Below are 22,629 nucleotides of genomic sequence, written 5' to 3'. Positions count from 1 at the left end.
AGATCCTCATTGCTCGTCTTGTGAAACGATGCCGATGGCGGCAAAGGCCGCTGCCGGATCATTGACACGCCGCATGACGCCGCAGTCCCGCCTGGTGTCGCTGGCAAACGACGCAAGGCTTAAGGGTCGTTTGCACGGAGCCGTCTTCTCCTTCACGGTGCCGCATCCCGACAGCAAAGCGGTCCCGACGGCGGCAATGGCAAGCATTCTTCTGATCGTCATGCTACTTGCCGTAGGTCAGCGTCTTCCTGGTGTTGGAAATATCGGTGAGGCGGCGTTGGTTTTCGGCCTGCAGCGACGAAACTGCCCCGTTCATCACCCCGATCATCTCGTTGAGCGTCAGTCCAGACTGCACCTGCAATTGGGTGTTCTGATCGATCGAACCCTTGATATCCTGGGCCGTCCCGATCCGCGCGCCGGCTTTTTCGAAGGCGCTGCGCCGCATCGCGGTTGCCGTTTGCGAACCGTTGGTCAGGGCGGAGACCCCAAGCACGGTGTTGACCAGCTGCTCATAGGACTTGTCGCCCGAAAAGCTGCTGTTTTCTTTGCCTGACAGGTTTTTTACCAGCTGCAGGCCATTGATGAACAAGGTCGCCGTTTTGGCGATGTCTGCGCTCATCGAGCCGAAGTTCGGCGCCCCCTCCTTCAGGATGCTGTCAAACGATGGGATCTCAGAGACGCTGAAGCCATTCCCGATCGCCAGATTGTTGAGGGGCGCTGCGGTGCTGCCACGGTCTCCGGTCACCGCCTTCAGCGTATCCTCTACCGTCGCCAGGATGCGCTTGTTGGTGTCCAGGATCCTGTCCGTGGTTTCGGCGGTCCTTCTGGCGACCTGATAGTTTGTCTTGTCGATGACCGGCACGTCGCCAAGGGCCGCCTGCTGCATGGAAAGCAGGACGGAAATTGTCAGGACTTCAAGTCTCATGTCGTTCTCCATCATTGCGGTTGCAGCATGAGCTGAACCTGGTTCACATCGGGGCGTTTTTCGATGCAGGCCTTGTCGGCGGCGCTCCAAACCAGATCTTGCCGCGGGTCGCACAGGCCTGTTATGTCTCGTGGTGCCGGGTCATCAGTCTTGCTGCCGGTCGTCTGCGAGGAGCCGGAGAGGTCGGTCGATGACATGGCATTGCGCGAATTTATGAGATCCGCCATGGCAATGGCGAGCTTGGTGACGTTGTTCATCATTTCGAGATTGGCATTGCGGGCCGTCGAATTGTGATCCCAGCTGTCCTGGATTGTTCCCGGCTGCAACGCGGAGAGTTGCTGGTACCAGCTTGCGACGTTGCCAAGGCTGGCAGACGTCGAAGTGGTAATCCCGATGGCGTTCAGGGTAGAGGTGCGCATGCTGGAATAGGCGGTTTCTCCGCCCCCGAAATTCAGAGGAATCCCCGACTTGTCTGATCCGCCAAAGGCTGGCAGCCAGTCCTTTGTGATCGCAGCAACATAGCCTTGGGTTTCCTTGAAGGGAGGGATGCCACCATACTTGCTGACGTTGCCGGGGCCTGAGTTATAGGCGGCAAGAGCGAGGTTCACGTCACCGCCGAACTTGCATAGTTGTCGCCTGTAATAGCGCGCGCCGCCACGCAGGTTGTCTTCGATATTGTTCTCGTCGACGCCAAGCAGCGCGGCTGTGCCTGGCATCAATTGAGCGAGCCCGGTTGCGCCGGCCGCAGACTTGGCGCATGGATTGAAGCGGCTCTCCTGATAGACGAGGGCGAGGAACTGGTTCTCGTCGACACCAGATTCGCGGGCCACGCGACGCACGAGGCCGGAAATTTCCGGATTGGCTTGCGCTGCGCCGATTGGATCATTGTGCCGGCCTGGCCGGTACATCGAGCAGGCAACCGAGGTGTGGATCGTATAGCGATCGTGATCGGCCTCCTCGATCGCGGCGCTCGTCTTGTCGCGCGTATCATGCGGATCGAGATTGGTGTTGTCGAAGGTTGGAACGTCTGCCCTTGTCAACTGCGCGCTCAGGCCGATCGCGAAGGCTGTGAGGACGAGGACGGCGACGCATGGTGGCCTTTGCGCTTCGCCGCTCTTCATAAGCGGTTCTCCCAACCGCAGAACCTTGCCAGCCAGCCAGAGGGGTCATCACCGTGCTGTTTGCGCAGCAGGGCGCATTCCTCAATGGTTTCCTTGCGCCCGGAGAGCACCTTGATCAGGTCCGGCATTGAGCCGAGATCGAGCCGGGCAATGACGCTGTCATTGCCGTGCTTGATCAGGAAGGACCGCTTTTCCGGCGGCGTGTTGCGGATGAAGCCGAATTCTTTGGCGGTGAGCCCGAAACGGTGGATGTAGCTTTCCTCGTCCGCGCGCGGATTGGGAAAGTGGATATTCGTGGCGGACTGTTCGATCAGCGTGTGCGCGGCCGGCGAGCGGACGATATCGGCAGCAGACTGGGTGCCGAAGCCGACAATGCCGTTCAGCTTGCGGATGGTCTTCATCTTGTCGACGATGAAGTCGCTGAAGGCCTGGTCTTTCAAAAGGCGCCAGCCCTCGTCCATGAAGATCATGACCGGATTGCCGTCGAAGAGCTCGTCCAGCCGATGGAAAATGTACATCAGCGCCGGGGTGCGGACGTCGTCATTGTCCAGGATGTTCGTCATGTCGAAGCCGAAGACGCGGCCTTCGCAAAAGGACAAGGCGTCGTGGGAAGCGTTGAAGAGCCAATCCTTCTCGCCCTCTATCCAGGGGCGCAGCCGCGCATGGAGATCGTTCGGCCCGGCGCGCGAGCGTCCGGCAAGCAGCCCGGCCAGGTTGGTCAGCGTGCGTTCGGCCGCAGGTTCGCGCATGAGCCGAACGATGGCGCGCTCAAGCGTGTCCTCTTCTTCCTGATCGAACGTTGCGTCTTTGTCCTTGCGCAGCATCGTTTTGAGCAAGCGGAGAAGGAAATCCCGGTTCTCACCGGTGTTTTGGATCTGCAGGGGATTGAAGCCGGTGCGCATGCCTGGGGTGAGGATCTCGTATGAACCATTCATCGCCCGCAGGAAGATTTCCGCGCCCCGGTCCTTGTCGAAGAAGACGGCGCGCGGCGACGGTTTCACTCTGAAGGCCTGCGCCAGCAAAAAGGCAAGGGTGACTGTCTTGCCGGATCCGGTCGGTCCGGTTACCAGAAAATGGCCGATGTCACGCTGGTGGAAGTTGAACCAGTATGGTGTCTGGCTGGACGTTTCCAGAATGGTGACCGGCCTTCCCCAATGCAGCCCGTCGCTTTGGCCGGCCGCGAAATTGTGCATCGATGAAAGGCCGGAGAAATTGGCGCTCGAAAGCATCGCCCGCCGGGCGATATAGGCGTGATTGCCTGGCAGTTGCGCCCAGAATGCTGCCTCAAGATTGAGGTCCTCGCGCAGCCAATTGATGTTCATGTCCGTGAGGCAGGCGCCAAGATCCGCGATCGACTTGTTGATGCCATCGACGTCCTGCGACAGGCAGAGCAGCGAAAGATGATGGAAGCCGAAGACAGCTTCCTGATTGAGCAGGCTGTTGAGCGCCAAATCGATATCGGTTTCGAAATCGCTGCCGGCTTCGTCTGACGCGCCGACCTGCCGCTTGAGCCTGGTAATGCGCTCCTGAGCGACCGGTTTGTCGGCGAGCGTAAAGGACTGGGTCAGGATAAACTCGTGGTTCACCTGTAACAGGCCATCCAGCATTCCGGGGCCCGTGAACGGCGGATACTCCTTGATAGACAGCATTGCCCCGAAGCGGTCTTCTTGCCTGATCGGCCCCTGCGCCTGCATGGTGCGCCGTGCAAAATGAAGTCGCGAGGTCCCGAGGAAATTGGCCAGGCTCATGCGCGCAAGACGCATCTTGCGCGGCACGCCGCAGGTCAGGATGGTGTTCAAGAACGCCGAAGGCTGCGAGTAGGGCTCGTTGTTGATGCTTGAAATACCAAGGACGGTCGCGCCGTGCTTGCCAAGGTCGCGGACGATATTGCCGACAACCTCTTCGAGCTCGCCAATTGCGTCCAAGAGCTGATCTTCGGCAGCATCGCGACCCAAGACTTGCCCGAGGAGGCGTCTGACGCGGTCACCGGCGGCCAGCGCGCCGCGCATGCCCGACCGCAAGACGGTCAGGTAAAGCTCATTGGCAAACATCCGCTTGCTGCCGAGCGAGGCGGCGTAGCGGCGATCAAGCTCGGCGCAAAACGGATCGTCGAACTCGCCGGCGATTGCGGTGTCGACCTGCCGGCGGATCACCGTCGACCACAGGCAAAAGCGGCTGGAGCCGAGCGCCCGGATCAACGTATTCTGCACCACCGAGCGCATGTTGATCTCGGCCTGGTCCTCGGTCTGAAAGAACAGTCCGTCCAATTTTATGACGCTCATCAGGGCGCCGTCCTCGAGCTTGATGACGGTGTCAGCGACGTGATGAAGGTAGGGGATGTGCCGGGCCATCGACCGTTCGCGATGGTGGACAGATCCGAAGCCGAGTTCTTCGCGAATGACGTTGAGCATGATCATGGCCCGTAGGAATTTGCGCCCCAGAACGCCTTGTTCGGCGTCCGGGGCGTCTGCCGCATGGAGACCTGCAACACATCGAGGACGCGCGCGTCCCAGCTGCAGAGCGTGAAAAGAACGGCGTAGGCGCATGGCGCCGTCATGAGCGCCCACAGCTCGTTGGTTATCAGCCAGGCGATAATTGTGAGCCCGATGACGATGACGACCGCCATATAGGGTACGCCCCACAGGGTCGGTGAGCGGGTCAGCGCAATCACCAGCGGGGTCAGGTGAGGTTTTTCATCGTCCAGCGCAGCCATGGCCTAATTCCCGACCGTCGAGATCAACTGGTCGACGATGGCTGGTGCACCGAAGACCAGGCCGATGCCGAGAACGACCGCGCCGGCCGTGAACCAGCTGAGGCGACCTGCGAAGGCAAGAAACCCGAGACCGATGACCGCAATGATGGCGACGAGACGTCCGAATGGCCCGGTTATGAAATCGACAACGGCCTGCACGACCGTCTGCAGGGGCGCAAACGCCTGGTTGGTCGCCTGCGCCATGGCCAGATCCGCCGCGGCAAATTGCATAAGAGCAAGAGCGACAAGAACGGCAGCCCCACGCGCCCGCCGCTTTTGATGATGAGACAGTACAAGCTTCATGGCCATCTCCTTTCAGTTCAGAACTTCATGACCCCGCCGATGAATTTCGGCCTTCGCGCCCCGAAAACGTCGCGTATGTATGTGTTGTCGAGGTCGGTTGTCTGATTGCGGCTGCGACCGTCTCGCTTGACAGGGAAGCTGATCCCAAGCTGGCGGTTGATCACCGAGGCCACGTAATGGAGGGTCTCGGGATAGGCTGGCAGGCCGCGGCTGTCGTAGACTGCCTGTTCGCCGGCGTTATAGGCTGCGGCGGCGACAATCGGGCTTTTGAATTCGTCGAGAAGCGTGCGTAGATAACGCATGCCGCCGTCGATATTGTCGGCAGGATCACAGACATTTGTGACGTTGAAGCGCTTGGCGGTCTCGGGCATCAATTGCATCGGCCCGCGTGCACCCTTGGGGCTGTTGCGGACTCGATCGAAGCGGCTTTCCGTCCAGACGACGGCAAGGGCGAAATCCGGGTCCACGCCGTGGCGGCCAGCGCTGTCAACCGTCAGCGCCTTGATCTCTTCCACCGATGCGGGCGAGGTGCCGCAAGGCGGCGAAGCCAATGTGTGGTCTTTCCGAACTGCTTTGGTTTCTTCCTCCATTGAGAATGCGCGACGGGACGCCTTTGCTCGACTGTCGTCAAAGGCAGCTGGATACGAACTATAATAGTTCGAATATTGATGGGCGCTGACGAGTGGCCGCGCTGGTGCCAGAAGGCCTTCCCTCTTGATTCCGAGCTGCGCCGTCCATGGCCTGTCGAGGCGCGGCGGCGGGAATGCATCGTCAAGATGTTGCTCGTAAGCGACTGGTAAATCGTTGTTATCTGCCGATTTGGCTTGATCTGCCAGCGAATGAAGGCATGCCGCCGTCGCAATCAAAGATGCCTGGAACTTGTTGGTCATCAGCTCACCCCTGCGTTCCGTCTGGGGTCAAACGACACCAAAAAAGACCTGTTGTCAATTCAAAAAATGAACTGTTATAGTCTATAATATGGATGCGAAATGCATTGGACATCGTCGGGAGGATATGCGGATGGCGAAAACTGTGTTGGTTCGAGACGCTGTAATCGCGACCGCGATGGTGCTTGCGGCGCTCGGCTCTCGCGCCTTTGCTGCTGGCGAACCCGCCTACATCAAGTCTCTTGCTGCTCCCGGAAAAATGGTTCTGGTGGTTGAGTATTACGACGGGGGCAGGACCGTCGTTTCCCGAAAGGGATACGCCTCAGCGATCGGGTTTCGCGCCAGCTCGCCTAACGAGATCATGGTCGACAGCAAGACCACCTTGCATCTTTATGGCGTGGAGCCTTGCCAGGGAGAGATGGTCAACCAAAAGGAAGGCTTTTCCGGCAGCTGCGAAGAATTTGCCCAGCAGCAACTGAAAATTCTTCTCAAATACCCAAAGGTCATCCTTTGCCGGGCCTTTCTTACCGAGGAGAATGCGGCAAGGCAGGATGTAACCTGCTTCGGCTACTACTTCTTCCCGGGGTCGCTCGACAGCATCGTCAATTTCGAAGAGGATTTGCTGTCCTTAGGGGCGCTTCGTTTGGCAAGGAAGGCGGATGGCTCACTCATGCGTCCCGACCTCGCCGAGGCCGAAAGGATTGGCCGCCAGGGCTTCGGCATGTGGGCTGACCCGAGGACAAAACCATGACAGGGGGATGCAAATGCCACAAGGGCAGCCCTTGGAGCCTGAACAACTTATCCGCATTTCGCTTGATACCTAACGGCCACTTCGCTTGACGCCTAGCGGCCATTTCGCATAGATGATAACGGCCATTTTGCACGCCTCTATCGGCCATTTTGTCTAACATGTATCGGCCATTTCGCTAAAATCCAGACGGGCCGATGATCTAGCTAATTTGAAAGACGGCAATGGCAAACATGACGCACGGTCTTTACGATCGCCACCTAAAAACGGAGCTTGAAGATGCCCTGGTAAGTGCCCGCGTCGTCAACTTGATTGGCCCTCGACAGACGGGAAAGACGACCTTGGTGCGGGACATGTTAGGGACCGGTCAATTCGTTACATTCGATGATGAAAATATTCTCTCAGCGATTGAAGCGGACCCACAGGGCCAGCTTCAATCGCTGATCACGTCCGCAAAGGGCGAGCCAATAATTATCGATGAGGTTCAGCGATCTAAAAAAATTGCCCTGACATTGAAAAGAATTGTCGATGAAAATCGGAGAATGGGCCAATTTGTGCTTACGGGTTCATCCAATATTTTTGTCTCGATGGAAATCATGGACTCGCTGGCAGGCCGGGTTCAGACCATTAAAATGCTTCCTCTAAGCGCGGCCGAAATCAACGAATCTGGACCATGCCAATTGCTGGATTGGGCAAAGGCCAGCGGAGAACCTGGATCACTCCCAAACTGCCAGCCGATAGCCAGGGATGAACTTATCGATCGCATCATCCGCGGCGGCTATCCAGAAATTCGACCGCTGCCCGAGCGTTCGCGTCAACGCCGATACAGGGAGTATATTGATACCATCGTTGACAGAGACGTCGCAGATGTAATGAAGATACGCAGAACAGACGCAATGCGTAGACTGGTCGACCAACTAGCGATTAGGACCGGGAGCGAGCTTAACCTCGTCGAACTCGGGGAGAAGGTCGGCCTCAAACGCCATACTGCCGCTGACTATCTGGATATTCTCGAGCGCCTTTCGCTCGTTGCGAGGTTACCCGCTTGGTCGTCAGGCGAGACGGGTCGCGATGTAAGGCATCCAAAATCGCACATTATCGATACCGGAATCGCTGCCGCGCTACGCGGATTGACGGCCAGCGATTTTGGTCTGGGAAAGGATCAAACGCCACTTGGTTCACTGTTCGAAACTTACGTGTATACCGAATTGCTAAAATCCCTGCCGCTTCAACATGATGAATGGCGGCTTTTCCACTGGCGTGATCGCGGTGGAAAAGAAGTCGATATCGTTGCGGAAAATGGAAACATGCTGGTGGGCTTCGAGATGAAAGCCTCATCGACGATTTCATCAAGCGACTTTAAGAATTTTCACGCCTTTAAGGCGGGGCCCGCAAAAAAATGGGACTTTCTTGGCTTGGTAATTTATATGGGCGACCAGGTGTTAGTGTTCGGCGACAAACTATTCGCGCTACCAGTTTCTATGCTCTCATCCTTTCCCAGATAAGAAGATCACAACGTCTGCCTGAAGGTGGCCGGCGTCGAAAGTCGCGATCGACCAGGCGGCGTTCGCCTCTTGGAGTTAATTTTTAGCCTTGCGTTGAAAGCCCCGGCATTGCGCCTGTATTTTTGCCAGCGCCTCTTCGTCGAATGCGATCTTCCCGACGAGGACATGTGCAAGAAGGTGAAGTAATTTTTCGACAGCAAGAGGGGCTGTCGGTGCTTCCCAGTCGATCAGGTCATTTCTTGTGGCCGCTTCGCTCGCAAGCACCTCGTCTCGTTGAAAGCGTGTGGCGTTGCTGCCGGCGAAGCCTCCGTTCATTTCGATCATCAGCAATAAAGAACGTTCGTGTGCCCTGATCCGTCTCAACAGTTCGGCTCTCACATCGTTACCCTTTCTTTGAAACGCACCTCATCGAAATACCCAGCTGGAAAAGCAGCTCGTCGAGCGCCGTTACAAGTTGGCAAAACCAGATGGCCAATCGCCGGATGAGTGCTATAAACCAAGCCATCGATTTGAGCGGGAATGCATGACGGCAAGGACTGACAGCTACATCACCGAGGCAGGACTCGAGCCAACCGCCGACGCGAAGGTGGATCGACCTGTCTATCGCCGCCCCGGATTTGACGGAATTGCCTCTACACAGGCGATGGATGAAACCATCGCCGAAGCATTGAGTAAGTTTCGCAAACAGAAAGACTTGTCGCGGGCCGAGCTCGCCATGCTTATCGGCTCGATCGAGGCGGTCTACGGACGCTATGAGCGGGCGGTGACAAAGCTCCACGCCACGCAGGTCCTACACCTTTGCGAAGTGCTTGGCATTTTTCCAGATGATCTGCTTTTCGATGCTGCTCCCCATCTTTGGGGTAATACGAGGGAAGAAGCCCTGGAACGTCGGCGCATCACGAGGATGATACAGGCTCTTCCGCCTGAGACCTTACGCACGGTCGCAACGATCCTGGATTCGATATTCGCGCTTCAAAAAGCCCCTGGTGGTGCTTAGAGGGTCTTTGTCGACGAAATTGCGATGATACGCGGATCGCGCGCTGCCGGTCATTGCGTCCGGCAGCAATGGGTCCCCTAAAATCCTCACCGCCTTATCATTGCCTATCCGATATGGCGCCATCAAAGCTCTTTTGAAAACGTTGCCAGCAGCGAAATGAACTTGGGCCGCATTTTTTTTGGAACTGCGAGAAAGGCGTCCACCAATCGCTGGCCCTCATCGGTAGCGACGAACTCTTCCCTGACGGCTGCCTTGCGGGCCAGTTCACAATTTGCCGGCGTCAAACGTTGGGTCAGGCTTTCAAAGAAATAGGTGATTGGTGTCTCGAGCACATGCGCGATCTCGTAAAGGGTCGACGAGCTCACGCGATTGGCGCCTCGCTCGTACTTCTGGATCTGCTGAAACGACACGCCCACAGCGGCGCCAAGCGCGGTTTGAGACAGCCTGAGTTGCTGCCTTCGTTTCTTGATGCGTTTGCCGACTTCGATATCAGCAATATGCTGGGCGGTAGTTTCATTTGTGGCATCGGTCAGGGTCGATGCAGCATCAGCCAATGTTTTCTGCAACATGAAAAGCGCTCCCGCTGGCCAGACAAGCTGGCAACCAGAAGCCGGGGAGATGGAAAAACCGTCAAGCTGGCGGCCCCATGGTCTTTAGCGCGAACGCCTCTTGCATACGCCATAGGCTCCCCGACGAATTGGTCGCGAAGAATACGCTCAAATGAAGAGCAATAAGCTTGAATGGGGTTTCCACGCCCCAAGGCGATTACATCGCCTGAGTTGTAGTCTATCAACAGGATTCACGTTTGCAAAGAACTTTAGGAGGGTGTCCTAACATTCGCGGATGCATCGCACCGGCAGGCGTCAATGGTCCTCAAGGATCGTCGGGACCCATACTCCGTTTCGTCTCAACGACAATCATGCGCAGCAGATATCGGACGAAATGCAGGTCATCATTCGGGGGATGGCGATGACAGATCTCCTCGATGATTCTGAGCAGTTGTGAGGTCTCCGCATGAACGGTCGCGATCGCGAAGCGGCGGGCATCGCCATCATCCAGCAGGGACTTCCTGCGGCGGACCACCGCCTCGCACCTGCGCTACGCAGCCGTCGGAGGACGCTGCGGAGTGGCCGTGCCCTCACGCCCCCAAACGAGCAATGATTGCTTGATACCGTGCCTTTTGCGATGCAGGGAAAGGAGCTTCGGCGGCAAGCTCGAGGAGACAATCTCAACCCGCTCACCGTTCTTGAGCGAAACGATGTCCTGACATTGCACGGGATATCCGCGCCGCCGCATCATTTTGACAAGGGGCGTGTACGTGACGAAAACGATCGCCCTGGCGTTCATCTGCACAAGGCATTCGAGGACGCCGGTCATCAAGAGATCAGAAGCAGCATGACCGCCAACCGGGGGCGCATCAAGAGCCGTTGCGCAGCGGCTCCACTCGAATATTGAAGGCCCGAAGGGCAGTCTGGCCGACAAACTGCGACGCAGGCTGCTCGCGAAATGAGGGCGTGTTGTTGGAATGAGCCTTGAATATCCAACTATTCTCCCGCGGTGAACCAAAACAGCATGTATGGCATCCGCAGTATCGAACTGATCCCGCTCGCGGCCATCTTCTCTGCGAAGTTCTTCCCAGCCCAGTTGCTCGACGAACCTTTTGTGCCGGAAAAGCCAGACCTGCTCCATAAGCTCAGGATCGTCTGCTCCACGAATAATCCTCAACATTCCAAAGCCTCCGCGTGCACGTGATAAGGATGCAACCACGGATAAGCAAAATCTATTCGTAAAAAGTCGTATTTTTCAGCGTAGCAAGCCCCTGCGAAACGCTTCGGCAATAAGTCGGGCGCGGTTGGTGGCGCCAAGCTTGCGCTGAAGGTTATGAATATGCGCCTGGATCGTGCGAGGAGATCGGCCGGTCAGGGTCCCAATTTCTCGATCGGTCTTGCCAGAGGCGCACAACGTCAGGCATTGGCTCTCGGTTCTGGTGACTGTGAGATCTTCCGACGGCCGGACGGGCGATGCAGCCAGGTCAAGCAGACGACGGTGAGCGTGTGTCGCAACGAATTCCAACAGCGTGACTTCTTGCGGCGTGAACTTCGGGCGCCTGCCTGCAACCGAGAAGACGCCAGCTATTCCATGTTGCGAGTGAAGCGGGATGGTGACCCCGTCGACGAGACCAAAATCGCTTGCCTCGTCCATGATCCGCTTCGACTTCGATGACAGGTGTTGCAGCTTCAGCGATTGGGACCAGATCATCGGGCGCCCGGATCGCCGGACAAACCGCACGACCGGATCGGAGTGGAAATAGTTGCATTTCAGATAGCGGTCAAACCACGGGCTCGGCCAGTTCTCCCAAATGAAGTAGGAGTCGAGCCGCTCATGGACCAGGGGCAGGAATGCCGCCGCGAAGTGTTCTACTCCAAGCTGACACGTCGCCCCCTCAACGGCGGCCATCAACTGGCCTCTATCAACATTTCCCTCACATGCCTGCAAGAAATCGGTCAAAATTGCTGTCGGGAAGAGGCTCATCGAAAGTCGCTCGCAAATTGATCTCGGATCAACAGGTGGACTGACCAACATGTCGACGTGAGGCGGTTGCAATACGCAGGATGCTACTGATGCTTGTACACCTTGGCGGCAGGGACGTAAATCTCGGCGGATCGACGACGTCCTGACCGGCTGTCCCAACAGCGCTCCAGCAATCGTCGAGGCTAGTCGGAGGTCCTGTCCTTGCGCCTTGGAGATCGTCTCGCGCTGGCATTCCTTGCGACAAGGCCCTTTCAATAGTCGAGTTGCAGATCTTCAACCCTGCTTGCACGCGTGGAACCTGGATGCCGGATGAGGGCGGCCTATGCTGCCTGTGCTGCAAAAGCCTACGCAAAGCTGTGCGTGTACGCACCTTCGTGGAAATCCAGGAAGCTTTGGGACCAACGTTTGCCCGGCCAGATATAATCGACCCGTCCTTCCGCTGCCCGGTAAATGGCCGTGTAGAGAGTGGGCGATGAGGCACTCCTGGAGTATAGCGGTGGCAGAAGAAATAAATCGGTCAATCGCGAAAGGGACATGCTCGGGTCCTCGAGTGCCTGATGAATGGCCATCTGACGTGCCAGTGAAGACAATGACGGCCTGATTGTCCGCTGATGGTTGGTGCATGCCTTCAAGCGCGAAATGATTGGCCGCTGGTGAGGGCCGACAAACAGGGTGGCATATCGGCCGGAACGATCGAGGACGGTGACGTTCTGCGGAAGTGCGACCGGTATTCGGCATAGCGCTTCCACAGCCTGGTCAACCCGATGACAGGTCTCAAGGATGTAACGGATCACCAGGATTATCGAGAAACCGACGCCCTGAGCGCGGCTCCCGCCGAGAGTGACGCTGGCTACAAGTCCATCCTCATTCATGCCGTCCACGCAACCTCCCCATGGCCGCTGTGCCTTGGAGATCACCCGCAAGTTCGACCAGGTGGTCATCTCAAAGCGATCCGAAACGATATCGGGGGGATAGTCGAAGTTCCGGACGAGTGCGGGACCTTCGCGTCCCAGCCAGACAGCCTGACTGCAGCCAAAGCGTTCGGGCGCGGGCCGGTAGTGACTGAGCATCCGATGCGCCACCTCATTATCTCCAACAAGGGCACACGCGCTCTCGTAGAAAGGCATCAACTCGGGCATATGATGGCGCAAGGCAGCGCGGCAGTCTTTGACTGTTGGGGTTTGCGCCACAGCCTGGCCGAAATACCATTTCTCGGCCTCCGCTCGCCCGGCGACGAACCGCGACAGCCACGCTTCTCCAGGCCGATCTTCACGCGCTGTGACGAACGTTTTGTCCATAGCGACAGAAATATAGGCGCCGCATCACATGAGTGACAAGCCAGCGTTGTTGGTGGCTTAGGAATGGAGCGGACAAGCTGGGGAGTTGTGCCCTCAGCCTTCGCGCCGATCCACTGAGTGCGGGTTGGTCTGCTTGCGTGTCGGCAGGATCGGGACGATCCAGTCCATTCTGGTCAATCCATCCCCTTTGCGGGCAGCAGCTACTGCGGCCCGAACAGCCGCTCCCTACCAAGGCCACGCCACGCTGCATTGAAGTTTCGCACAATCTACACGGGCAACGACTGGATCAAAGGTAAGATCCACAATATGGATATGCCAGCCTAACCCATTCCGAGCTGTGCGGTGACCCAGGATCAAATGCCCATTATTGCACTCCGGGGATCGCCGAAAGAGCGCGGACGCCAACATGGCCTGAAATTGCGCGGCATGATCCTGGAGGCCGTCACGACGCTGCGGCGGTCGATGGACGATGCACGCTGGAACCTGGCGCAGGCCCGTGCGGCTGTTTGCCTTGATCAGCTATCGAACGTTGCTATGAATATCGTCGGCGAACTGGACGGCATTGCCGAGGCAACTGAGCTCTCGACGCAGAGCGTTTTGCTGCTCTCGGCCTTCGAGTATTTTGGCGAGGGTCAGAGCGGATGCACGTCGGTCGGACTGGTGCAGCCTGGCGGTGCCGTCGTTGCCCAGAACTGGGATGCCCCGGCCGGCGCCGAGCGCCATTTGGCGGTCTTCATTCACGAAGGTGCACAGTCGCTTGTAACCATCGCGTCGGCAGGCACCCTTGGCTGGGTTGGCATGAATGGGCATGGCCTCGCTTTGGTCAACAACGATCTCATACTCGACACATCGCAGGACGGTCTGCCGAGCCTGGTGATCCGGCGCATGATGCTGGAGCAAAACAGCGTCGACGGCGCGGTTGCCATTCTTCGCGCACATCCACACATGTCCGGCCGATGCTTTCTGCTCGGTGACGCACATGGCGGTCTGCGTGCGGTCGAAGTGGGGCCTTCGGCCGGATTAACCGACCGGGCTTTCCGCAGCGTCGTTCATACGAACCATCCGCTTTTCCCCAAACCTGCCATGTGGGAGGACGTGGAAGAGGTCGCCCGCCATTATCCGTCGAGCCGCTCTCGCCTTCGGGCCGCGCGTCAATTCGAATTGGCTGATATCAACGACCTCGCGGCACTGCTGAGAGATCGGTCCGGCGCGCCTGACGCGATCTGCAAATCGCCGTCGGTCCGTGAACCGACCGCCACAGCCTTCTCGGTCATATTCGACTGCGGCCGGCGAGAGGCGATGGTCGCGATCGGTCGGCCGGACCAGACAGATTACCGCGTTATCAGAATGCTGCACCCGGCAGATGTCTAGATCCTGTTCAGCTTGCCCTTGCATCCAGCATTCCATTGGCGCGCGCAAACTGCGCAAAGTGTGCCGCCAATTCCTCGGCACGCATCTCGCATTCCTGCGGCCGGTAGGCCTGAAGGTCATAGCCGAGCACCTCGTTTAAAACGCCGGCAGCCATGTCGGTAAAACGAACGGTTCCATCGTCGTCAACGCTCTCGATGCCGTCGTAGCGCTGGCATTCTCGATTGATCGCGATCGCTTCGTCGAGACTGAGATTGGCGGGAAGATCGACGAGCAAGCCGTCCGGAGAAACCCTCACCGGATATCCGCCGACCAGGCCGAAGGGTCCCGGGGCGTGGACGACGTCTCCCGATCGGCGCGCAAGCGCCAAAAGCATGGCGGTGGCCGACGAGGCCGTGACCGACTGTCCTGCGAGACCTTTCACCCGACGAAACCGTCCGGCAACCAGTGAGAAAAGCGCGGCGTGATCGATCTCTTCGCGGGGCACCTCCAGCCCGTTCGCATAAACGCTCAAGTGGTAGGGTGCGCCGTCCGTTCCTCCGGTGCTCGGCATCCGATAGCTGAGATAATGATGCGCGAAGAACCTGATCTCGATCGATGCCGGCGGCAGCGCCAGCATGTGGGCGGCAGCAAGCCGGATGCCAGGAACGGCATTGGCGATGTTGCCGATGCCAACGGCGGGGGCCAATCCTTCGGCGGCAAGTGAAGCATTGACAACATCGGGATAGGAGGCATTGACGACAACCGCATCGCAGTTGGCCAGCCGAACGGCTTTCATCAGTCTGCGGATCAGAACCTGATGCATCGGCGTCCAAATACCGCCGCGCGCCTCGTCGAGGCGCTTGAACGCGTCCTGGGGGAGCTTCGTAATCACCCACCAGCTATGTAGGGTCGTGGCGTTGAAGACGATGTCAGGCTTTATCCGCAACAGACGCTCGGCCGTTGCTTCGACGTTCATGAGATCGATCGAAACGATGTCGACGGCGTTCGAGAAACCAAGGTTCATGGCTGTGTAGCGCGCCAGATTGACGCGATGAAGTGCCCTGTCAGGATCGCGGGCGCCAACGGTGACCTCGAGATCTGCCCCGCTCTGCAGCAGGAAGTCGAGAACGTCCCCGCCAAGGACGCCTTGTCCGATAATCAGGATCTTCTTGCGATGCTCGGTCCGTGCCATCTGTCGTCTCCATATACTCGCATAACGGATAAATGATTGTCTGCGCATCTAATGATTGCATCATGCGCTTGTTCGCTGTAGATTGCAACCATTAGATACGACGTGCCATCGGCACCATCACAGGTAGTTGTTCATGCGATCATATAAGCCTGTCTTATCCGTCGACCTGACGGCGATCCAAACCAATTTCTTGGTGATGCGGTCATTGGTGGGGCCGGCTGTGGGCGTTAGCGCGGTCGTCAAGAGTGACGCCTATGGGCTGGGACTTGAGCGGGTGATCGGACCGCTTTGGGACGCCGGTTGCACGAGCTTCTTCGTCGCGAGCATAAAGGAAGCAATCCGCGTCCGCCGTCTTCTGACGCAGGCCGACATTGCCATTCTCGAAGGCTTGCGAAAGGGCAGCCTCGAAGCTTATCGGGAAAGCCGCCTCACACCGGTCTGCAACACGCTGGCCGAGGTGGCTCAGGCCACGTCGGCGGCAATCCCCTATATTCTTAATCTCGAAACCGGCTTTGGGCGGCTTGGCCTGAGGTTTGACGAGGTTCGTTCGCTCCTTCACGCAAAGCTGCAGGTGCCGGAACTGGTGATGAGCCATCTTGCCTGCGCCGATGACGCTGGAAACCCGCGCAACCGACTGCAGAAGGACCGTTTTGTCGGCATGTGCGCGATGCTGGCGCCTTCGACACCGCGCAGTCTCGTTGCCTCGGCAGGTGTTTCGCTCGGCGTCGACTATCATTTCGACAGGGTGCGCGTTGGGTCGGCACTTTACGGGCTCAACAATGCCGGCCTCGAGCCAAATCCGTTCAAACCTGTCGTCCGGCTCAGTGCCCGCCTGATCGACATCCGACACGTCCAGCGCGGCGAACCCGTCGGGTATATGGGAACATTTCTCGCAGATCGGCCGACCTGTCTCGGTATCGTCGCGATCGGCTACAGGCATGGCCTCGCCTGGCAGGTCGCGAACCGCCTGTCTGCTGAGTTTGCCGGGTGCTCCGTGCCGGTCATCGGACGCGTATCGATGGAATATTGCGCCATCGACCTGACCGACCTACCGGCCAAGCTCGCGCGCATCGGCGCCTTCGTGGATTTCATCAGTGCGACGGCACCGCCCGAACATATGGCGCGCTCGGCCGCGACCGTGGCACAGGAAATCCTGGTCCGCACCGGTGCCTCATGCGCCCGCCGATACCGTTTGGCACTTTCTGGACGACACCCATGAGCGCAGAACGACGAGCCCAGTTTCACGCGCTGTTGTCCGCCGTGTTTTTCAGCACCGCGGGCCTGTTCATGGGCCTGATCGAGGCCGGCGTCTGGGCGGTCGTCTTCTGGCGCAGCCTCTTTGCTCTCGTTTTTACCTGCGCACTTATGCTGGTCATGCCCAATCGAGGCGTCACGGAGCTCGATCGAGCTGGTCTTGCTGCGGCCATGCTGTCGGCCGCCGCGATGCTCGCCTTCATTCCGGCGCTGCGCCTGACCTCCGTCGCCAACGTCGCGGTCATTCACGGCTCCTTGCCCTTGCTGACGACACTGTTTGCGCGGCTGACGATCAAGGAACCTATATCCTTGTCTACTGCCGGCCTATGCGCGATGGCTGGAATTGGGACTGCGGTGATCTTTTCCGGCTCGGCATCATCCGGTGTGCGCATTGAGGGAGACGGCCTTGCACTTCTGATGACGACGTTCATGGCGTTGATGACGATCGCTTTTGGGCGATCGCAATCATCGAGCCTGCTTCTGGTGGCCCTGTCCAACGGCTTTGCCGGGATCGCCGGCGCGATGCTTGCCCCTTCACTTGAGGTTTCCGCAGGGCAGGGCGCTGTCCTTGCCTGCTTCGCCCTTGTGCAGATGACGCTGGGGCTCCTCTTCTTCGCCATCGGGTCACGCGGGTTGCAGCCTGCCGAAATCGCGCTGATCTCGCTTTCCGAAGTGCCGCTATCGGCTCTGTGGGTGTGGCTCGCGTTTTCCGACGTGCCCGCAACGGAAACGATCGCCGGAGCAGGTATTATTCTAACGGCCGTCCTTGTTCACCTTGCAGCGCCGCTTAAGCGCAGCCGCAATCTTGAGGATTAGTCCGATGCAGACTGGCCGCTTGCCGCATGAGCAAACGATAAAGGCTATAGCTCAGTCCTTTCGGGGCGTGGTACTCGATATCTTCGGCGTCATCCATGACGGCGCAACACTTTACGAACCGGTTCACGAGGCGCTCACCAGAATGCGTGCGGCCGGTATGCGCATATGCTTGCTGTCCAATTCGCCGCGGCGCGCTGCTGCGGTCGCCTCCCGTCTTTTAAACATGGGCCTCGGGCCTGATCTTTATCAGGGCCTTATCACCTCGGGAGAGATGGCTCGTGCGGCGCTTGGTGGTAGCGGGCGGACCTCCCGAGCGCCTGGCGGCAGGCGCTATTGGCACGCCGGGCCGCCCGATCTCGCAGACCTTCTTGATGGGCTAGCGCTTGAGCGTGTCGCGGAGATCAAGGAAGCCGATTTCATCCTGGCGACCGGCAACATGGAGGAGAGCGACTCTTTGTTGCAGCAGGCGCGGCAGCAGGGATTGCCAATGGTTTGCGCAAACCCGGACCTTGAGGTCATGCTCGCCGAGCAAAGGATCCGTTGTGCTGGCTCGCTTGCTGCGCGATACGAAGCAATCGGCGGTAGGGTGATCCGCTTCGGAAAGCCGGAACCATTTGCCTATGAAAGCGCTCTACGAGTTCTCGATCTGCCGGCAACCGCCGTGATCGCGATTGGCGATAGTCTCGCCACCGACATTTCCGGCGCCAATCGAGCCGGCATACGCTCAGCGCTCGTGATGACCGGAGTTCATCACGTCGAGGCATGTCCGAACGGCTATCCCGATCATGGACTGCTAGCTGCTCTTTACGAACAGCATGGAGCCTTGCCCAATTTCCTGTTGCACAGACTTTCCTGGAACTAAGGCGAATTCCTCGTAAGGCGGGTTGAAAAACGAGATGGCCCTCAAGCGCGAAATTATATCAGACGGGCTCGCGATTTCACCCAGCTCTGACAATTGGGTCGCGCCTGTTATCGGCGTTCGGTGTGAATGTATCAAAACACCTAGGTGGCGGTTCCGAACGCGGCAAGGATCTTCGCAAGTGCACCTTCGTCGCGATAGGGAAATGTTCGTTGCACCAACTCTGGGCTCAGCCGCGGCTGGAGGCTGCGCGCCTCCACCTCATTGTACCGCCGTCGTACTTCGTCACCGCGCAGAGCATGAGCTGCGGCAAGCAGGATCAGGGTCCGCCACGACTTTTTGGGAATATTCTCGAAATCCTCGACCGCATCAGCCACACGGCCTTGCTGAAACCGGATAATACCCCTGACTGTCCAGAACCACACAGGCGGATATTTCGACTTCCTGAAGCATTCCTCGATTTCGGTTACAGCCTTTCCCAGATCACCGATGTAGTGCAGCAACTCAGCATGATCGGCGCGGATCTCCACGTCGCCTGGCGCCAGGTCGCGTGCTTTGACATAGTGGGATTCCGCGCCATCGTAGTTTCGCATCGCCAATTGAACCAATGCCGCGGCGTAGTGGGAGAAGGCATGGTTATTGTCGAGCCGCAGGCCAATGCGAGAGATTTCTTCGGCGCGATGCAGTCGCTCGATCACGCCTTCCGAGGAGAAGGAATAAGTCAGTGCAATGGCATACATGGCATGCGCGTCGATGAGCGCCGGATCGAGTTCCGTCGCTTTCTGGAAGAAGCGTTCTGCTTCGGGCAGCAGATGTTTCGCGTCGAGCATCCTGCCGTACAGAAAATTCTCGTATGCCGACCAGGAAGCCTCCGGCTTCTTCGCAATGGCCTGTGATGCAGTGGACAGTACTTTGTCCACGACCAGCGAGACGATCGCCGCCGCCACCGATTCGATGGCGTCGATATCGCAATCCGCAGGAAGCTCGAAGGCCCTCGACCAGAGGATGGACGTGGCGCAGGTGTGCTGGAACCTGAAGTTCAACCGGAACGGACCCGCCCCATGAACGCCGACGCTGACCGTGTAGTCGTGGGAACGGCTGCCCATTTCAGCCGTCGAGGCGGAGGCGACGTCGATCCAGTGCCGATCCGAGAGGAACTGTTCGAGGCTGGAGGTGATCAGACCCAGAGCCTCCTGCTGATGGGGAAGCGCCGAGGACGTGACCGCAACTCTGACTAGGACTTTCCCCGAGGCCCGCGATGCTGCCGATTCGGCACCACGCCAGGGCACCGCTTTCTCCGTGGCCGAGTGACGCGGTTGCCAATGCCAGACGCGAACGGGTCGCTCGATATTCTTCAGACGTTTGTCTCCACCCTCCACGAACTCCGCGCCGATCCGCGCGGCGATTTGGTGGTAGACACCATCGGTAATGCATATGCCGCCGGGCAAGGCACTTGCTTCAACGCGTGAAGCGACATTCACTCCGTCACCGAACAAGTCTGTGCCGTCGACCAAAACGTCGGCAAGATTGACCCCAATTCTGAGAGTTAGGCGACCGCCGTCCGGCTCTCGGTGAACTAGTTCGCCTTGGATTGCCATTGCGCATTCGACTGCCCCCGTGACGGAATCGAACACAGACAAAGTTCCGTCCCCAACCAGCTTGAATATCCTGCCGCCGTTGCGCTCTATGTTCGGCGTGATTACGTCGGCCTGCATCGCCTTGACCAGAGCAAGGGTCGCCTCTTCGTCACTCTCCATGAGGCGGGAATAACCAACGACATCCGTGGCCATGATTGCCGCCAGCCGCCGCTTGACAGGAACGCTCGCCATTAGCCCTCCGAGTAGCTCCCACAGATCGCATCTACAACGTTTGGGAGAGAGACTAACACAGAACCGTTGGTCCGTCGTCGGAAGGGGCGGCGGGCTGACAAACGAAGATGATGCCTTGACGGTCGTTACTCGGCATCGATGGTAATCGAACCACCGCTCTACACGGCATGCGGTACGGTCCTATTGAGAGAAGACTCCAGTAGCAAAACTAGCGCTCCTCGGGAGGTAGCATCAGCCCAGGCCGCAGTACATTATTGGGCCACAGAACTACGGTAGCGGTTATTGGCGAAGATCAAGGACACCGAGTTCGTGCCACATCCACTCGAAACTGTAAGTTGCCATCGGGTCTGCGGCGTCGGGCTGCTTTAAAGACTGGTTTTCGAGATATTTGAGCCATTCGGCGACCTTATGGCGGCCCGAGGCTGATTTCGCGGCCTGACGCGGCGTCTTGTTGCCGAGCATTCCAACCGGCTGATCAAGAGTTTCACGATATTGTCGATCCATGAACTGGTGAATGACCTGCTCGGCAATTTCGGGCGGGATGTCAGATGCGGGGTTTTCCTTTTTGCGGGCCGGCCGCTCGGTCATCATCTGTTCGACCGTGCGGATTTCGGTGAGCGGCGCGCGAACGAGAGCACCGAGAGCCTGCTGGATCAGAGTTGTTCCTTTTTGAGCGCGTTCGGCCGAGTTGGTCGACAGATGCAGGAATTTTCCCTTCAATTCGATATTGCCCAGCACGCGCGCGCCGTTGTCCATCGTGGTGTCGAAGGCCTGGCCCGTGCGCTTCCGGGCCTTGTTCTTCGGCTCTTGCTCAAGCCAATTCCAGAATTTTGCGTTTTCCTGCGACATGCCGGCAATGGTGTTCACCGATGCTGCAACATCCTTCTGCGCAGTTCCGGACGCCAGGGGAAACCTGACATCGTGGAATACGAGATCATCTCCATCGCCGTTCTGGATCGCTGGCAGGCCCATGGCACGCTCAAGTGTGTCGAACAGCCACGACAGGGTGAATATGGAGGCTGCCGCCTGTAGATCGTCGTCCTTGATGACCGGTAGCTTCTTCGCATTCTTTTTGCCGAACATCTGTCGCAGGCCGTCGAACAGCGCGTCGGTGGCCTGCGGCGTGAAGGGCAGAAGACCGCCGGCGAAGACATTCTTTCCCATAACAGGTACGATGCGGGCGGCGATCCGGTCCCACTGTTTCAGCGTCTTCGTCGCCGTTCCCTCGCTGACGGCGATCGGCTCGCCGCCGCGAATAAGGTCGCGCGCGATGAGCGACTTCCCCGGCTCGATCTCCCTGACCTCATACAGGCTCATGACGGAGGTCCGCAGCGCTTTCATGTAAGCCTTTGCCTGTGCGTTTTCCTTCCAGCCGCGGCGTTTGAGATATTCATCGACGATGTTGCCGCCCTCGACCTCGAAGTCCTGGGTGAGGAAATCCTCGAAGGCGCAGCCCCAGAGCGTCATGGCCCAAACCTCACCGAGGATTTCGACAATATCCTCGAAATCCATATCGCCGGCATCCAGGATCGGCCCGAAATGGTCAGAAAGTACTTCATCGAAGCATTCGCGCCATTCGTCGCGGGTGAGGAACTTCATCAGTCCCTTGAGGTCATGACTGGTCGGCACGGCTGGTCTCCAGTTTCTTGCGGTGTTCGGCGACGATGCGCGAAACGGTCGGTTCGCTGATATCGTAAAGCCTCGCCATTTCGGCGCCGCTCTTGCGTCCGCACAAGACGCTTTCGGCGATCTCGCGGCGTTTCGTCGGGTCGAGCTTACGGTGTCGCCGTCGCGCAAGCCGATCGAGCATACGATGCAGTTCTGGCCGATCCCAACGCCCACCGGACGCCTTTTCCTCGAACAGGCGCTTGCAGCCAGCCTCGGACAGGGCACGTGCCTGCTTGTTCGATTGCTGGTCTCCCTTGCTCACCCGGGCGTAGCCGATCAGCATCGAGGTCCTTTCAAAAACGGAAGTTTGCGCAAGCGCGCCGACTCACGTGACGAATCAAGGTGAAAATCCCTTCACAATCAATACTCCATCGTAAGGCAGCGGTTTTTGAAAGGATTTTTGGATGGCGGCGCGAAATTCGATGACCATGAAAAAGAGGGACGCAAAGCGCCTTGCGAAACGGTTCTTGGCAAGGCCGAATTTTAGTTTGAATCCAAGGCGTGAAATTAGTGTAGTTCAAACTCGCAAAACTAGTGTAGTTCAATAACTTGAAATTTGTGTGATTCAAATGCAAGATATTAGTGTTTGTCAA

At 58.2% G+C, this 22,629-nt stretch carries 23 protein-coding genes; 7 read left to right on the top strand and 16 right to left on the bottom strand.

What is annotated here, in order from left to right; all coding sequences use genetic code 11:
* Positions 1-6: 6 nt before the first annotated feature.
* The 7 genes from FHX09_RS22755 to FHX09_RS22725 are packed head-to-tail and all read right to left on the bottom strand — an operon-like array spanning position 7 to position 5,652.
* The gene (locus FHX09_RS22755) at positions 7-222 is read right to left on the bottom strand and encodes a hypothetical protein (RefSeq protein ID WP_132594446.1); all 216 of its coding nucleotides are present in this window, start codon (positions 220-222) and stop codon (positions 7-9) included.
* Between the two features lies 1 nt (position 223).
* On the bottom strand, positions 224-925 hold the full coding sequence (locus FHX09_RS22750; RefSeq protein ID WP_132594448.1) for a type IV secretion system protein: 702 nt from the start codon (positions 923-925) through the stop codon (positions 224-226).
* A gap of 11 nt (positions 926-936) precedes the next feature.
* Positions 937-2,046: a lytic transglycosylase domain-containing protein gene (locus tag FHX09_RS22745; protein ID WP_184450700.1), complete on the bottom strand. Its 1,110-nt coding sequence runs from the start codon at positions 2,044-2,046 to the stop codon at positions 937-939.
* The gene (locus tag FHX09_RS22740; protein WP_184450699.1) at positions 2,043-4,457 is read right to left on the bottom strand and encodes a VirB4 family type IV secretion/conjugal transfer ATPase; all 2,415 of its coding nucleotides are present in this window, start codon (positions 4,455-4,457) and stop codon (positions 2,043-2,045) included. The genes FHX09_RS22745 and FHX09_RS22740 overlap by 4 nt, the downstream gene beginning before the upstream one ends.
* A gap of 2 nt (positions 4,458-4,459) precedes the next feature.
* Positions 4,460-4,759: a VirB3 family type IV secretion system protein gene (locus FHX09_RS22735; RefSeq protein WP_184450698.1), complete on the bottom strand. Its 300-nt coding sequence runs from the start codon at positions 4,757-4,759 to the stop codon at positions 4,460-4,462.
* A gap of 3 nt (positions 4,760-4,762) precedes the next feature.
* A complete protein-coding gene (locus FHX09_RS22730; RefSeq protein WP_132594456.1) occupies positions 4,763-5,101 on the bottom strand; it encodes a TrbC/VirB2 family protein in 339 nt (112 codons plus the stop codon).
* A 17-nt stretch (positions 5,102-5,118) separates the two neighbouring features.
* The gene (locus tag FHX09_RS22725) at positions 5,119-5,652 is read right to left on the bottom strand and encodes a lytic transglycosylase domain-containing protein (RefSeq protein WP_245505552.1); all 534 of its coding nucleotides are present in this window, start codon (positions 5,650-5,652) and stop codon (positions 5,119-5,121) included.
* 514 nt (positions 5,653-6,166) lie between these two features.
* Between FHX09_RS22725 and FHX09_RS22720 the strand changes: the two genes are divergently transcribed.
* Entirely contained in the window at positions 6,167-6,739 is a 573-nt protein-coding gene (locus FHX09_RS22720) for a hypothetical protein (protein ID WP_165933185.1), read from the top strand.
* 221 nt (positions 6,740-6,960) lie between these two features.
* Positions 6,961-8,241, top strand: a complete 1,281-nt coding sequence (locus tag FHX09_RS22715; RefSeq protein WP_245505551.1) for an ATP-binding protein — start codon at positions 6,961-6,963, stop codon at positions 8,239-8,241.
* A gap of 75 nt (positions 8,242-8,316) precedes the next feature.
* Here the strand turns inward: FHX09_RS22715 and FHX09_RS22710 are convergent, their stop codons facing one another.
* Positions 8,317-8,619 (bottom strand): hypothetical protein, encoded by a 303-nt coding sequence (locus FHX09_RS22710; protein ID WP_132593834.1) that lies wholly within the window; start codon positions 8,617-8,619, stop codon positions 8,317-8,319.
* A gap of 76 nt (positions 8,620-8,695) precedes the next feature.
* Between FHX09_RS22710 and FHX09_RS22705 the strand changes: the two genes are divergently transcribed.
* Entirely contained in the window at positions 8,696-9,238 is a 543-nt protein-coding gene (locus tag FHX09_RS22705) for a helix-turn-helix transcriptional regulator (protein ID WP_245505550.1), read from the top strand.
* Between the two features lie 122 nt (positions 9,239-9,360).
* Here FHX09_RS22705 and FHX09_RS22700 read toward each other — a convergent pair whose 3' ends face one another.
* The 4 genes from FHX09_RS22700 to FHX09_RS22685 all read right to left on the bottom strand — a co-directional run bounded on the left by FHX09_RS22700 (position 9,361) and on the right by FHX09_RS22685 (position 13,068).
* A complete protein-coding gene (locus FHX09_RS22700; protein ID WP_132593832.1) occupies positions 9,361-9,807 on the bottom strand; it encodes a helix-turn-helix transcriptional regulator in 447 nt (148 codons plus the stop codon).
* A gap of 529 nt (positions 9,808-10,336) precedes the next feature.
* Complete coding sequence (locus tag FHX09_RS22695) at positions 10,337-10,927, bottom strand: acyl-homoserine-lactone synthase (RefSeq protein WP_246699494.1); 591 nt, start codon at positions 10,925-10,927, stop codon at positions 10,337-10,339.
* Between the two features lie 114 nt (positions 10,928-11,041).
* Entirely contained in the window at positions 11,042-11,695 is a 654-nt protein-coding gene (locus FHX09_RS22690; protein WP_132593830.1) for a LuxR family transcriptional regulator, read from the bottom strand.
* 419 nt (positions 11,696-12,114) lie between these two features.
* Positions 12,115-13,068 (bottom strand): C45 family autoproteolytic acyltransferase/hydolase, encoded by a 954-nt coding sequence (locus FHX09_RS22685; RefSeq protein WP_132593828.1) that lies wholly within the window; start codon positions 13,066-13,068, stop codon positions 12,115-12,117.
* A gap of 357 nt (positions 13,069-13,425) precedes the next feature.
* Here FHX09_RS22685 and FHX09_RS22680 point away from each other — a divergent pair, with 357 nt between their 5' ends.
* Positions 13,426-14,439 carry a C45 family peptidase gene (locus tag FHX09_RS22680; protein WP_184450697.1) on the top strand — a complete coding sequence of 338 codons (1,014 nt, stop codon included), beginning with the start codon at positions 13,426-13,428 and terminating at the stop codon, positions 14,437-14,439.
* A 7-nt stretch (positions 14,440-14,446) separates the two neighbouring features.
* Here FHX09_RS22680 and FHX09_RS22675 read toward each other — a convergent pair whose 3' ends face one another.
* On the bottom strand, positions 14,447-15,610 hold the full coding sequence (locus FHX09_RS22675; RefSeq protein WP_183721917.1) for a hypothetical protein: 1,164 nt from the start codon (positions 15,608-15,610) through the stop codon (positions 14,447-14,449).
* 133 nt (positions 15,611-15,743) lie between these two features.
* Between FHX09_RS22675 and alr the strand changes: the two genes are divergently transcribed.
* From alr to FHX09_RS22660, 3 genes are read left to right on the top strand one after another with little or no spacing between them, the layout of a single operon-like run.
* Positions 15,744-16,829, top strand: coding sequence for an alanine racemase (gene alr, locus FHX09_RS22670; protein WP_132593822.1), 1,086 nt, complete (start codon positions 15,744-15,746; stop codon positions 16,827-16,829).
* Positions 16,826-17,680 (top strand): DMT family transporter, encoded by an 855-nt coding sequence (locus tag FHX09_RS22665; protein ID WP_184450696.1) that lies wholly within the window; start codon positions 16,826-16,828, stop codon positions 17,678-17,680. Before alr ends, FHX09_RS22665 begins: the two co-directional genes overlap by 4 nt.
* Before the next feature lie 4 nt (positions 17,681-17,684).
* On the top strand, positions 17,685-18,542 hold the full coding sequence (locus tag FHX09_RS22660; RefSeq protein ID WP_132593818.1) for a TIGR01459 family HAD-type hydrolase: 858 nt from the start codon (positions 17,685-17,687) through the stop codon (positions 18,540-18,542).
* A gap of 140 nt (positions 18,543-18,682) precedes the next feature.
* Here the strand turns inward: FHX09_RS22660 and FHX09_RS22655 are convergent, their stop codons facing one another.
* The 3 genes from FHX09_RS22655 to FHX09_RS22645 all read right to left on the bottom strand — a co-directional run bounded on the left by FHX09_RS22655 (position 18,683) and on the right by FHX09_RS22645 (position 22,319).
* Positions 18,683-20,368 (bottom strand): adenylate/guanylate cyclase domain-containing protein, encoded by a 1,686-nt coding sequence (locus FHX09_RS22655; protein ID WP_184450695.1) that lies wholly within the window; start codon positions 20,366-20,368, stop codon positions 18,683-18,685.
* Positions 20,369-20,647: 279 nt separating this feature from the next.
* Positions 20,648-21,997, bottom strand: coding sequence for a hypothetical protein (locus FHX09_RS22650; protein ID WP_132593814.1), 1,350 nt, complete (start codon positions 21,995-21,997; stop codon positions 20,648-20,650).
* A complete protein-coding gene (locus tag FHX09_RS22645) occupies positions 21,981-22,319 on the bottom strand; it encodes a recombinase family protein (RefSeq protein WP_184450694.1) in 339 nt (112 codons plus the stop codon). Before FHX09_RS22645 ends, FHX09_RS22650 begins: the two co-directional genes overlap by 17 nt.
* Positions 22,320-22,629: the final 310 nt, after the last annotated feature.

Source organism: Rhizobium sp. BK538 (genome assembly GCF_014197575.1).
GTDB lineage: Bacteria > Pseudomonadota > Alphaproteobacteria > Rhizobiales > Rhizobiaceae > Rhizobium.
The sequence above is the reverse complement of the archived record's forward strand: the minus strand, read 5'-3'. Positions and strand labels throughout refer to the sequence as shown.